This is a genomic window from Geodermatophilus sp. SYSU D01119, assembly GCF_054049975.1.
The window spans coordinates 208095-220632 of the sequence record NZ_JBJGYL010000001.1 but is presented as its reverse complement, the minus strand read 5'-3'; the positions used below and the strand labels follow the sequence as shown (position 1 = coordinate 220632).

11 protein-coding genes and 1 tRNA gene are annotated in these 12538 nt (G+C 75.7%); 10 read left to right on the top strand and 2 right to left on the bottom strand.

What is annotated here, in order from left to right:
* Positions 1-8: 8 nt before the first annotated feature.
* The 8 genes from ACI79X_RS01025 to ACI79X_RS00990 all read left to right on the top strand — a co-directional run bounded on the left by ACI79X_RS01025 (position 9) and on the right by ACI79X_RS00990 (position 9077).
* On the top strand, positions 9-1523 hold the full coding sequence (locus ACI79X_RS01025) for an amino acid permease (protein WP_457023554.1): 1515 nt from the start codon (positions 9-11) through the stop codon (positions 1521-1523).
* A 102-nt stretch (positions 1524-1625) separates the two neighbouring features.
* A complete protein-coding gene (locus tag ACI79X_RS01020) occupies positions 1626-2240 on the top strand; it encodes a hypothetical protein (protein WP_457023553.1) in 615 nt (204 codons plus the stop codon).
* Between the two features lie 37 nt (positions 2241-2277).
* The gene (metG, locus tag ACI79X_RS01015; protein WP_457023552.1) at positions 2278-4074 is read left to right on the top strand and encodes a methionine--tRNA ligase; all 1797 of its coding nucleotides are present in this window, start codon (positions 2278-2280) and stop codon (positions 4072-4074) included.
* A complete protein-coding gene (locus ACI79X_RS01010) occupies positions 4071-4961 on the top strand; it encodes a TatD family hydrolase (RefSeq protein ID WP_457023551.1) in 891 nt (296 codons plus the stop codon). Before metG ends, ACI79X_RS01010 begins: the two co-directional genes overlap by 4 nt.
* A 26-nt stretch (positions 4962-4987) precedes the next feature.
* Complete coding sequence (locus ACI79X_RS01005; protein ID WP_457023550.1) at positions 4988-5827, top strand: hypothetical protein; 840 nt, start codon at positions 4988-4990, stop codon at positions 5825-5827.
* Positions 5828-6140: 313 nt separating this feature from the next.
* Entirely contained in the window at positions 6141-7244 is a 1104-nt protein-coding gene (locus ACI79X_RS01000; RefSeq protein WP_457023549.1) for a ubiquitin-like domain-containing protein, read from the top strand.
* Positions 7245-7389: 145 nt separating this feature from the next.
* Positions 7390-8121, top strand: a complete 732-nt coding sequence (gene rsmA / locus ACI79X_RS00995) for a 16S rRNA (adenine(1518)-N(6)/adenine(1519)-N(6))-dimethyltransferase RsmA (RefSeq protein WP_457023548.1) — start codon at positions 7390-7392, stop codon at positions 8119-8121.
* Positions 8118-9077 (top strand): 4-(cytidine 5'-diphospho)-2-C-methyl-D-erythritol kinase, encoded by a 960-nt coding sequence (locus ACI79X_RS00990; protein WP_457023547.1) that lies wholly within the window; start codon positions 8118-8120, stop codon positions 9075-9077. Before rsmA ends, ACI79X_RS00990 begins: the two co-directional genes overlap by 4 nt.
* Positions 9078-9084: 7 nt before the next feature.
* Here ACI79X_RS00990 and ACI79X_RS00985 read toward each other — a convergent pair whose 3' ends face one another.
* Together ACI79X_RS00985 and ACI79X_RS00980 are read right to left on the bottom strand one after the other, a co-directional pair.
* Entirely contained in the window at positions 9085-9708 is a 624-nt protein-coding gene (locus tag ACI79X_RS00985; RefSeq protein ID WP_457023546.1) for a TetR/AcrR family transcriptional regulator, read from the bottom strand.
* A 32-nt stretch (positions 9709-9740) separates the two neighbouring features.
* The gene (locus tag ACI79X_RS00980; RefSeq protein WP_457023545.1) at positions 9741-10724 is read right to left on the bottom strand and encodes an acyl-CoA desaturase; all 984 of its coding nucleotides are present in this window, start codon (positions 10722-10724) and stop codon (positions 9741-9743) included.
* A 204-nt stretch (positions 10725-10928) separates the two neighbouring features.
* On the opposite strand from ACI79X_RS00980, the gene ACI79X_RS00975 reads away from it, so the two are divergent.
* Both ACI79X_RS00975 and glmU read left to right on the top strand, forming a co-directional pair.
* A tRNA-Gln gene (locus tag ACI79X_RS00975) sits at positions 10929-11001 on the top strand.
* A gap of 44 nt (positions 11002-11045) precedes the next feature.
* On the top strand, positions 11046-12533 hold the full coding sequence (gene glmU / locus ACI79X_RS00970) for a bifunctional UDP-N-acetylglucosamine diphosphorylase/glucosamine-1-phosphate N-acetyltransferase GlmU (RefSeq protein WP_457023544.1): 1488 nt from the start codon (positions 11046-11048) through the stop codon (positions 12531-12533).
* Positions 12534-12538 lie beyond the last annotated feature (5 nt).

Sequence of the window (12538 nt, the reverse complement as noted above, 5' to 3'; positions counted from 1 at the left end):
GGGACGGCGTGGCCGCAGGCACGCGGCGGATCAAGTCCGTCGAGGACTCCATCCGCGACACCGACGAGCCCGAGCACCGGCTCAAGAAGAACCTCTCCGGCCTCGACCTCACGGTCTTCGGCGTCGGGGTGATCATCGGGACCGGCATCTTCGTGCTGACCGGTGAGGTCGCGAAGACCACCGCCGGCCCGGCCGTGGCCATCTCGTTCGTCATCGCCGGCGTCGTCTGCGGGCTGGCGGCGGTCTGCTACGCCGAGTTCGCCTCCACCGTCCCGGTGGCCGGGTCGGCGTACACGTTCTCCTACGCCACGATGGGCGAGCTCGTCGCCTGGATCATCGGCTGGGACCTGGTGCTGGAGCTGGCGCTCGGCGCGGCCACCGTCTCGGTGGGCTGGTCGGGCTACCTCAACCAGTTGCTCGGTGACATCGGCATCCCGCTGCCGACCTCCATCGCCGGCGAGACCGCCACGGTCAACATCCCGGCGATCGTCATCGCGCTGGTGATGACCGGCGTCCTCGTGCTCGGCATCAAGCTCTCGTCCCGGGTGACCGGCGTGATCGTGGCGATCAAGGTCGCCATCGTCCTGCTGATCATCGTGCTCGGGTTCTTCTACACGAAGGCCGCCAACTACACGCCCTTCGTCCCGCCGGCGGAGCCCGCGGCGGCCGGGGCGAGCGGCTGGCACGCCCCGCTCATCCAGACCCTGTTCGGCTGGAGCCAGGGCAGCTTCGGCTGGGGCGGCGTGATCGCCGGCGCCTCGATCGTGTTCTTCGCCTTCATCGGCTTCGACATCGTGGCGACGGCGGCCGAGGAGACGAGGGACCCGCGCAAGGACCTGCCGCGCGGGATCATCGGCTCGCTGGTCATCTGCACGCTGCTCTACGTCGCCGTCAGCCTCGTCGTCGTCGGCATGCAGCCCTACGGCGAGCTGTCCACGGAGGCGCCGCTGGCCGAGGCCTTCAGCAGCGTCGGGCTGTCGTTCGTCTCCAGCCTGATCTCGGTGGGCGCGCTGGCCGGCCTCACCTCGGTCGTGATGATCCTGATGCTCGGCCAGTCGCGGGTCCTGTTCGCGATGAGCCGCGACCACCTGCTGCCGCCGGGGATGGCCACCGTCCACCCGCGCTACGGCACGCCGTACAAGATCACCATCGGCACCGGGATCGCCGTCGCCCTGCTCGCCGGCTTCCTGCCGCTCGGCACGCTCGCCGAGCTGGTCAACATCGGCACGCTGTTCGCCTTCGTGCTGGTGTCGATCGCCGTGATCGTGCTGCGCCGCACCCGGCCCGACCTGCACCGCGCGTTCCGCGTCCCGCTCGTGCCGGTCCTGCCGATCGTCTCGGCGCTGGCCTGCCTCTACCTGATGCTCAACCTGCCGGCCGACACCTGGCTGCGGTTCGCCGTCTGGATGGCCCTGGGCTTCGTCGTCTACTTCGCCTACGGGCGGCGGCACAGCCGGCTCAGCGGCGCCGAGGGCGAGGCCGCGGCGCGGCGGCTGGCCGCGGACCGGGAGGCGCGCCGCTGATCCCTCCCCCCGAGGGGTGAGGGCGGGGGCGCGCGCCCTCCTGCCGGGCCGCCCGCGCGACGACCTGACCGGTGACCGACGTCCCCGGCCAGGAGCGACCCCGTGGCGACCAGCGTCCTCGACGCCCCCCTCCCGACCACCGCCGACCCGCAGCGGCGGCCGGCGACCGTCCTGCTGCTGGCCGCGGTCAGCCTGCTCGAGGCGGTCGGGCTGCTGGCCGGCGGGCTGACCGGCCTCGACGGCCTGCTGACGGCGACGTCGCGGCCCCCGGGCCTGCTGGTCGCCGCCGCGCTGGGCGGGCTGGCCGCGTGGATCGTGCTGTGCGCGGCCGGCGGCCTGGCGGCGGTCGACGGCTCGGGCCACCGGCTCCCGGCCGGCGTCGCCTGCGGGGAGATCGCGCTGCTCGCCGCGCTGGCGGTCCTCGCCGTCGGCAGCGACGTGGTCCTGCCGACGACGCTGCCGCTGCCCGCCCTGCTGCTGCTCGCGCTGGCCGTGCCGGTCGGCAAGCTCATGCTCACCTCGGCGCCGGCGACGGCCGCCTGGACCGCGGCGGGCCCGCGCCGCCGCCCGGCCGAGCGGCCGGTGACCCACCCGCGCACCCGGCTGGTCACCGTGGTGCTCATCGGTCTGGCCCTCGGCGCGCTCGCCGTCAGCACGCCCGCGGGCGCGGACGCGGGCGCCGGCGCCCCCGCGTCGAGCACCGCCCCCGGTTCCTGACGGGAGGCGGGTGGCCGGGCCTCACTACTCTCGACACGTGAGTGATCGGCACATCCTGACCGCCGTGGCCTGGCCCTACGCCAACGGCCCGCGGCACATCGGCCATGTCTCCGGCTTCGGCGTCCCCTCCGACGTCTTCAGCCGCTACCACCGGATGGCCGGTGACCGGGTGCTGATGGTGAGCGGCACCGACGAGCACGGGACGCCGATCACCGTGGCCGCCGACGCGGAGGGGGTGAGCCCACGGGAGATCGCCGACCGCAACAACCGGATTATCGTCGGCGACCTGCAGGCCCTCGGCCTGAGCTACGACCTGTTCACCCGCACCACCACGGTCAACCACGCGCAGGTGAGCCAGGAGATCTTCCTCGGCCTGCTCAAGAACGGGTACGTCTTCCCGCAGACGACGCTCGGCGCGATCAGCCCGTCCACCGGCCGCACCCTGCCCGACCGCTACATCGAGGGCACCTGCCCGATCTGCGGCTACGACGGCGCCCGCGGCGACCAGTGCGACAACTGCGGCAACCAGCTCGACCCCACCGACCTGATCAACCCGGTCAGCCGGATCAACGGCGAGACGCCGCGCTTCGTCGAGAGCGAGCACTACTTCCTCGACCTGCCGGCCTTCACCCGATCCCTCGGCGACTGGCTCGACAGCCGCCGGGGCTGGCGGCCCAACGTCCTCAACTTCGCCAAGAACCTGCTCGAGGACCTGAAGCCGCGCAGCTACACCCGCGACATCGACTGGGGCGTGCCGATCCCGCTCGACGGCTGGCGCGACCGTCCCGACAAGCGCATCTACGTCTGGTTCGACGCCGTCGTCGGCTACCTGTCGGCGTCCATCGAGTGGGCCCGCCGGTCCGGCGACGCCGACGCGTGGCGCCAGTGGTGGCAGTCGCCCGACGCCGACGCCTACTACTTCATGGGCAAGGACAACATCGTCTTCCACGCCGAGATCTGGCCCGCGCAGCTGCAGGGCTACAACGGCGAGGGCGACAGGGGCGGCAGTCCCGGCTCGCTGGGCCGGCTGGCGCTGCCCACCGAGGTGGTCTCCAGCGAGTTCCTCACCATGGAGGGCCGCAAGTTCTCCAGCAGCCGCCAGGTGGTCATCCACGTCCGCGACTTCCTGGCCCGCTACGACGCCGACGCGCTGCGCTACTTCGTCGCCGTCGCGGGCCCCGAGACCCAGGACACCGACTTCACCTGGGCGGAGTTCCTCCGGCGGAACAACGACGAGCTCGTCGCCGGCTGGGGCAACCTGGTCAACCGCACGGTGTCGATGGCGGCGAAGAACGTGGGCGCCGTCCCGACGCCGGGCGAGCTGACCGACGCCGACCGCGCCCTGCTGGCCTCGACGTCGTCGGCGTTCGGCCCGATCGGCGACCTGCTGGCCCGCAACCGCCAGAAGGCCGCGGCCACCGAGGCGATGCGGGTGGTCGGCGAGGCGAACAAGTACCTGTCCGACCAGGCGCCGTGGAAGCTCAAGGAGGACCCGGCCCGCCGGGACACCGTGCTGCACACCGCGCTGCAGGCGGTCAGCGACTGCAACGCGCTGCTCACCCCGTTCCTCCCGCACTCGGCGCAGAAGGTGCACGAGCTGCTCGGCGGCACCGGCGTGTGGTCGCCGGCGCCGCGCGTGGAGGAGGTCACCGACCTCGACGACGGCTCGCCCTACCCGGTCATCACCGGCGACTACGGCGACGCGCAGGCGGTGTGGGCCTCCCGGCCGCTGCCCTCGGGCACGCCGCTGGCCCCGCCCACCCCGGTGTTCCGCAAGCTCGACGAGTCGATCGTGGCCGAGGAGCTGGCGCGGCTGGAGGGCAACGCCCCGTGAGCCGCTCGGCCGCGTCCCGCGCCAACCGGCGGGGCGAGCCGCCGCCGTCCCCGGAGCCGCTGCCGGCGCCGGCGATCGACAGCCACACCCACCTCGACATCGTCCTCGACGGCTTCCGCACCGACGAGCCCGCCGAGGACGCCGCGGTGGACGCCGAGATCGCGGCCGCGGCGGCGGTGAACGTGACCCGGCTGGTGCAGGTCGGCGTCGACGTCGCCTCCTCGCGCTGGTCGGCGGAGCTGGCGGCCCGGCACCCGGGGGTGCTGGCCGCCGTCGCCGTGCACCCCAACGAGGCCGGTGAGGGGCTCGCCGACGACGACGCGCTGGCCGAGATCGACCGGCTCGCGGCGCTGCCGCGGGTGCGCGCGGTGGGGGAGACGGGCCTGGACCGGTTCCGCACCGGCCCCGACGGCTGGGCGGCGCAGGAGGCCTCCTTCCGGGCGCACATCGGGATCGCGAAGGAGCACGGCGTCGCGCTCGTCATCCACGACCGCGACGCCCACGAGGAGGTGCTGCGGGTCGTCGACGACGAGGGCGCGCCGGAGCACGTGGTCATGCACTGCTTCTCCGGCGACGCCGCGTTCGCGCAGGCCTGCGTCGAGCGCGGGTTCCTGCTGTCCTTCGCCGGCACGCTGACCTTCGGCAACGCCGGCTACCTGCGCGAGGCGGCCGCGCTCACCCCGGTGGACCAGTTGCTGGTGGAGACCGACTCGCCGTTCCTCACGCCGGTGCCGCACCGCGGCCGGCCGAACGCCTCCCGGCTCGTGCCGCACACCGTCCGGGCGCTGGCCGAGGTCACCGGGGTGGAGCTCGCGCAGCTGTGCGACGCCCTCACCCGGAACGCCGAGCGGGTCTTCGGATCGTGGGGGACCGGCCCGACCGGCTGAGCGCCGGAGCGAGGCACACTGGTCCCGTGGGCCGCCTCATCGCCGTCGTCCTCTTCATCGCCGTGCTGGTGCCCGGCGTGCTGCTGGCCCGCGCGTGGGCCCTGGCCGCCGGCCGGCGCGCCGTCGCGTCCGCGGCGATCGAGTTCACCACCCCGACGGCCGAGGGCGTGGCCACGCTGCACCGGCAGGCGCAGCACGGCCGGCGCGTGCGCCGGCTGGGCCTGCTCCTCGGCCTGGTCGCGATCGGCGCGAGCATCGCCGTGTTCGCCGAGGCGTCGGTGTTCCTGTGGCTGCCGGCGCTGATCATCGGCCTGCTGGTCGGCGTCGTGCTCGCCGAGGCCACCCGCCCCCGGCCGCGCTGGCGCCTGGCCGAGCCCGCCCGACGGCCGCGGCGCAGCGAGCAGATCTCGCTGTGGCTGCTGTGGACGATGCGCGCCGTCGTCGTCGCCGAGGTCGTCGCCGCCGTCGTCACCTGGCAGCAGGGGGACCTGCGCGACGCCGTCGGCTGGACCGCCCTCGCCGTCCCGCTGGCCGCCTGGCTGCTCGCCGAGGTGGCGTTGCTGCGCGCGCTGACCCGCCCCCTGCCCGCCGACGGCGCCGACGTGCCGGTCGACGAGGCGCTGCGCACCTGGACCGCGCACCTGGTGACCGCGGCGACGAGCGTGCTCGCGCTGCTGCCGCTGGGCACGCTGCTGCTGGTCGGCGGCATCGACCTCGGCGACCGGGTCACCGAGAACGTCGACCTGGTGCCGGTCGCCCTCGTCGCCGGCGGCTTCGCCGGGCTGGCCGCGGGCCTCGCGGTCGCCGGGTTCCTGCTCACCTGGCTGCGGCCGGTGCGCGTCAGCGAGCGGGCGCTGGCCGGCTGAACCGGCCCCGGTGCCCCGGAGCGGTGGCCGCCACACCGTGACCTCGGTCACGCGCTGATCTCGCAGAACGCAGTCGTCACACCCGTCCCACGCGGCGCGTCCGTCACACGCCGTGTCGGCGCGGCGGCGTATCGACATCTCGCCCCGGTGGTTGACTCCGTGCGCACCGTTGCCACACGCACCAGGCTCGTTATCGTGACGTGACCGACCGGGATGGGGACCCTCCCGGGTGGCGCCACGGCCCCGGGGTCCCCTCGGAGCCGGCTGCCGCCCGAGGCGACCCGTGCCGGGCCCCCGACCTCGGAAGAGACCCGTGTCCCGAACGCTGAAGCTCGCCCTCTTCGCCCTGGTCCTCACCGGACTGGTGGGCGGCTCGGTGGCGTGGTACGCCGCGCAGAAGTCGCTCGTCCTCACCGTGGACGGCCAGGCCCGCGAGGTCAGCACCTACGCCGACACCGTCGGCGAGGTGCTCGCCGAGGAGGGGCTCGAGACGCAGGCGCACGACGTCGTCCTCCCGGCCGCCGAGGCCGCGGTCGCCGACGGCGACACGGTCGTGGTCAACCGCGCCCGCCCGCTGCAGCTCACCGTCGACGGCGTCAGCAGCGAGGTCTACGTGACCGCGCTGTCGGTCGACGAGGCGCTCGAGCAGCTCGGCTACCGCGCCGACGGCATGGTCCTGTCCGCCAGCCGCAGCGAGCGCCTCCCGCTCGACGGCATGGCGCTGTCGATCACCACCCCGAAGGCCGTCACCCTCGTCGTCGACGGCGCCACCCGCGTGGTCACCACGACCGCCGCCACCGCCGGCGACCTGCTGGCCGAGCAGGGCGTCGTCCTCGGCGCGCACGACCGCACCAGCCTCTTCGCCACCCAGCCGCTGCTGGGCGCCATGCGCCTGCAGGTGTTCCGCGTCTCGGTCACCGAGCAGGTCGTGACCGCCCCGGTGCCGTTCCGCACGGTCGAGACCGAGGACCCGAACGCCTTCGAGGGCGAGGAGGCCGTCACCCAGGAGGGCGTCGCCGGCGAGCAGGCCACGACGTTCCGCGTGACCGTCACCGACGGCGTCGAGACCTCCCGCGAGCAGCTCAACACCGCCGTCACCGTCCCGTCGGTCGACGAGCTGGTCACCGTGGGCACCAAGGAGCGCCCGGCGCCCTCCGGCGGCGTCCCGGCCACCGCCGACGGCCTCAACTGGGCGGCGCTCGCCCAGTGCGAGTCCGGTGGGCGGGCCAACGCGGTCAGCTCCACCGGCAAGTACCACGGCCTCTACCAGTTCTCGGTCGCCACCTGGCAGGCCGTCGGCGGCAGCGGCGTCCCGTCCCAGGCCTCGGCCGAGGAGCAGACCATGCGCGCCCAGATGCTCTACGCGCGCTCCGGCGCCGGCCAGTGGCCGCACTGCGGCCCCCGCCTGTTCTCCTGAGCACGAGCCGCTGAGCACCCCCGAGCAGACCGACGGGCTGCTGGGCCCGGCCGCGATCCGCGAGCTGGCCCAGCAGCTCGGTCTGCGTCCCACCAAGACGCTCGGGCAGAACTTCCTGCACGACGCCAACACGATCCGGCGCATCGTGCGCACCGCCGGGCTGCGCCCCGACGACGTCGTCCTCGAGGTCGGGCCCGGGCTGGGCTCGCTCACCCTCGGCCTGCTGCCCGCCGCCGCGGCCGTCACCGCCGTCGAGATCGACCCGCGGCTGGCCGCCCTGCTGCCGCGGACGGTGGCCGCGCGCCGGCCGGACCTCGCCGGGCGGCTGACCGTCGTCGAGGCCGACGCCCTGCGCGTGCGCGAGCTGCCCGGGCCGCCTCCCACGGCGCTGGTGGCCAACCTGCCGTACAACGTGGCCGTGCCCGTCCTGCTGCACCTGCTCGAGCTGCTGCCCACCCTCCGGCGCGCGCTCGTGCTCGTCCAGGCCGAGGTCGCCGAGCGGCTGGCCGCCCCGCCCGGCAGCGCCGCCTACGGCATCCCCTCGGTCAAGGCCGCCTGGTACGGCACCGCCCGCCGCGCCGGCAACGTCGGCCGGCGGGTGTTCTGGCCCGAGCCCAACGTCGACTCCGGCCTGGTCGCCCTCGACCGGCACGACCCCCCGCCGGGGGACCGGGCGGCCACCTTCGCCGTCGTCGACGCCGCCTTCGCCACGCGCCGCAAGGGCCTGCGCGCGGCGCTGGCCGGCTGGGCCGGCAGCCCGGCCGCCGCCGAGCAGCGGCTGCGCGCGGCCGGCATCGACCCGGCCGCCCGCGGCGAGCGGCTCTCGGTCGCCGACTTCGCGCGGCTGGCGGCGACCGCCCCGGTGACCGGGCCGTGAGCTGGTCCTCGCCGGGCGGGCCCGGCCACACCCGCGGCGACGGCGCCGTCGCCGCGCACGCGCCGGCGAAGGTCAACGTCTCCCTCGCGGTCGGGCCGCTGCGCGAGGACGGCTTCCACGCGCTGCAGACGGTGTACCTCGCCGTGTCCCTGCTCGACACCGTCACGGTGCGGCCGGGCGAGGGGCTGTCGGTCACCGTCACCGGCGAGGGCGCCGGCGGGCCCGACCCGGTCCCCACCGACCGGCGCAACCTCGTCTGGCGGGCCGCCGAGCTGCTCGCCGAGCACGCCGGGGTGCCCGCCGACGCCGCCATCGCCGTCGACAAGACCATCCCCGCCGCGGCCGGGCTGGCCGGCGGCAGCGCCGACGCCGCGGCCGCCCTCGTCGCCCTCGACGCGCTGTGGGGCACCCACGCCACCCGCGGCGACCTCACCGCCCTCGCCGCGCAGCTCGGCAGCGACGTGCCGTTCAGCCTGGCCGGCGGGGTCGCGATCGGCACCGGCCGCGGCGAGCAGCTCACCCCGGTGCTCGCCCGCCGGCCCTGGCACTGGGTGCTCGGGATCGCCGACGGCGGGCTGTCCACCCCGGCGGTCTACGCCGAGCTCGACCGGCTGCGCGCCGCGGGCCGCGTCCCCGACGGCACGGACACCCCCTCGCCGGAGCCGGTGCTCACCGCACTGCGCAGCGGGCCCGCGGCGGCCCTGGCGGCGGCGCTGGCCAACGACCTCCAGGCGCCGGCGATCTCGCTGCGCCCGGCGCTGCGGCGGGCGCTGCGGGCGGCCACCGACGCCGGCGCCGCGGCGGCGCTGGTGAGCGGCTCCGGCCCGACCGTCGCCGCGCTCGCCGACGGCGAGGACGCGGCGCTGCGGCTGGCCGCCGTGCTGGCCGGGGAGGGCGTGTTCCGCACCGTCCGCGTGGTGCACGGGCCGGTGCCCGGCGCCCGCCTCGTCGGCTGAGGACGCCTCAGGCCGGGGCGCCGCCCGTCGTCCGCAGGACCGGGTGGGGGTCGAGGTGGGCCAGCCCGGAGTAGGCGAGGTCGACCAGCCGCGCGGCGACCTCCTCCCTGCCGGGGGAGCGGTGCTCGAGCCACCACTGCCCGACCAGCGCCACCATGCCGACCAGCGCGGTGCTGTAGAGGCCGGCCAGCGCCGGGTCGTGGCCGCGGGCGCCGAGCTGCTCGGCGAGGGGGGACTCGACCCGCCGGGCGAGCTCGCCGAGCAGGGAGGAGTAGGCGCCGGAGCCGGGGGAGTCCCGGGAGAGCACCCGGAACCCCTCGGTGTCGCCCTCGACGTAGTCCAGGAGCACCAGCGCCGCCCGCTCGAGCAGCGCGCGCGGGCCGCCGCCCTGGGCGAGCGCGGCGGTGAACCGGTCGAGCAGCCGCTGCATCTCGCGGTCGACGACGGCGGCGTAGAGGCCCTCCTTGCCGCCGAAGTGCTCGTAGACCACCGGCTTGCTGACGTCGGCGCGGACGGCGAGCTCCTCGATGGACGTGCCGTCGTAGCCCCGCTCGGCGAAGACCGCCCGGCCGACCGCGACGAGCTGCTCGCGCCGCTGCGCGCCCGTCATCCGGACGCGCGGGCGGGGCATGCCGTGCGCGTCCACGGCCGGCCGGGCCCCGGTCAGGCCGCGGCCGGCTCGGCCGCGCGGCGCTTCGCGGCCAGGCGCACCGGGTCGGGCCACTTCACCGAGTGGGCCCAGCCCAGCTTCTCGAACACCCAGATGACCCGGGCGCTCATGTCGATCTGCCCGCGCAGCACGCCGTGGCGGGCGCAGGTCGGGTCGGCGTGGTGCAGGTTGTGCCACGACTCGCCGGCGCTCAGGATCGCCAGCGGCCAGAAGTTGGTGGCCCGGTCGCGCGAGGCGAACGGCCGGCTGCCGACGACGTGGCACACCGAGTTGATCGACCACGTGACGTGGTGCAGCAGCCCGGTGCGCACGAGGCCGGCCCAGAAGAACGCCGTCCAGGCGCCGGCCCAGCTCTGCGTGACCAGCCCGCCGATGACCGCGGGGAGCGCCAGGCTGAGGAAGGCCCAGAGGCTGAACAGCCGGCTGGTGATCCGCAGGCCGCGGTCCTTGAGCAGGTCGGGGGCGTAGCGGGCGGCGTTGGTCTGCCGGCGGTCGAACAGCCAGCCGAGGTGGGCGTGCCACATGCCCTTGAGCAGCGCCCGCGCGTCGGTGCCGTAGCGCCACGGCGAGTGCGGGTCGCCCTCGCGGTCGGAGAAGGCGTGGTGGCGGCGGTGGTCGGCCACCCACTGCACGACCGGGCCCTGGATCGCCATGCAGCCGGCGATCGCCAGCGCGATCCGCAGCGGCCGCCGCGCCTTGAACGAGCCGTGCGTGAAGTAGCGGTGGTAGCCCACGGTCACCCCGAGCAGGGGGACGAAGTAGAAGGCCACGGCGAGCGCGACGTCCAGCCAGGACAGGCCCCAGCCCCACACCACCGGCACGATCGCGGCCAGCGCCAGGAACGGGACGACGACGAAGACGTAGAGGACCAGCTGCTCGAGGTGGCCCTTCTCCTTGCCGTAAGCGGTGGCCGGGAGGCCGGCGTCGGGGTCGGCGGGGCGGAAGGCCGTCGGCCGGGTGAGGGACGGGGCGGACACGGGGCGGTTGCCTCCTGGGGTCGGCCGGCCCGGTCGCACACCTCTGGACGACCGCTGGGCTGGGTGCGCCGTAACCTACGGCACCGTAGGGAGGCCCGCCGCCCGGGCCGCGGAGCCGCAGGTGGGGCCCGGGTCACCACAGCCGTGCCCCGTGCGGGCGCGCCCCCTACGCTCGTCGGGGTGTGGTGCCGCGCGGCGCCGCGGTGGGGGATGGGGTAATCGGCAGCCCGCCGGCCTTTGGAGCCGGGAAGTCTCGGTTCGAGTCCGAGTCCCCCAGCAGCGCCGGTGGGACCGCCGGCGTCCCAGCGTCGGAGGAGTCCCGTGAGCGCCCAGCAGGCAGTCGCCGCCGTCGTCGTCCTCGCCGCAGGGCAGGGCACCCGGATGCGGTCGGCCACGCCGAAGGTCCTGCACGAGCTCGGCGGGCGCAGCATGCTCGGCCACGTGCTGGCGGCCGCGGCGCCGCTGGGGGCCGGCGAGACGCTCGTGGTCGTCGGCTCCGGGCGCGAGGCGGTCGAGGAGCACCTGGCCGCGGTCGCGCCCGGCGCGCGGGCCGTCGTGCAGGCCGAGCAGCTCGGCTCGGGGCACGCGGCCCGGGTCGCCCTCGACGCCGTCCCCGACCTCGAGGGCGCCGTGCTCGTGGTCAACGGGGACGCGCCGCTGCTGCGGGAGCGGACCCTCACGGAGCTCGCCCGCGCGCACGCCGAGGCGGGCAGCGTCTTCACGGTGCTGACCGCCGAGGTCGAGGACCCGACGGGGCTCGGGCGCATCGTGCGCGACGCCGAGGGCGCGCCGCGGGCGATCGTCGAGGAGCGCGACGCGACGCCGGAGCAGCGGGCGATCCGCGAGGTCAACGCGGGCGTCTACGTGGCCAACGCCGGCACCCTGCGGCGGGTGCTCGCCGGGCTCGCCACCGACAACGCCCAGGGCGAGCAGTACCTCACCGACGCGCTGGCCCCGCTGGTCGAGGGCGGCGCCCCGGTGGCCGCCGTCCGCGCCGAGGACCCCGCCGACGTGCTCGGCTGCAACGACCGCCGCGAGCTCGCCGCCCGCCGCCGCACCCTCAACGACCGCGTCCTCGACGGGCTGATGCGCTCCGGCGTCACCGTCGTCGACCCGGCCACCACCTGGGTCGACGTCACCGCCACCGTGGCCCCGGACGCGCTGCTGGAGCCGGGCGTACAGCTGCGCGGGACGACGTCGGTGGCCGCCGGCGCCGTCGTCGGCCCGGACTCCACGCTCGTCGACACCACCGTGGAGGAGGGCGCCGCCGTCGTGCGCTCGCACGTCCTCGGCGCCGCCGTCGGCCCGCGGGCCTCGGTCGGGCCGTTCAGCTACCTGCGGCCGGGCACCCGGCTGGCGGCGGACGCGAAGGTCGGCGCGTTCGTGGAGACGAAGAACGCCGAGGTGGGCGAGGGATCGAAGGTGCCGCACCTGTCCTACGTCGGCGACGCGACCATCGGCCGCGGCGCCAACATCGGCGCGGCCACCGTCTTCGTCAACTACGACGGCGTGGCCAAGCACCGGACGACGATCGGCGACGAGGTGCGCATCGGCTCGGACACCATGCTCGTGGCGCCGGTCACCGTGGGCGACGGCGCCTACACCGCCGCCGGCTCGGTGATCACCCAGGACGTCCCGCCGGGGGCCATGGGTGTGGCGCGGGCCGCACAGCGCAATGTGGCAGGCTGGGTGCGACGACGCCGTCCCGGCACCGCCGCGGCGCGGGCCGCAGCGGCGGCGGAGGGCGCGGCCGGCCAGCAGGGGCCTGCGGACGCCGGGGCCGGTTCCGCGGCCAACTCCGAGCAGTGAGGGCA

Excerpts from the sequence above, each read along its gene's own strand:
- ACI79X_RS00985 (WP_457023546.1), bottom strand. The coding sequence starts at position 9,708 with ATGCCCCGCCCGCGCGTCCGGATGACGGGCGCGCAGCGGCGCGAGCAG.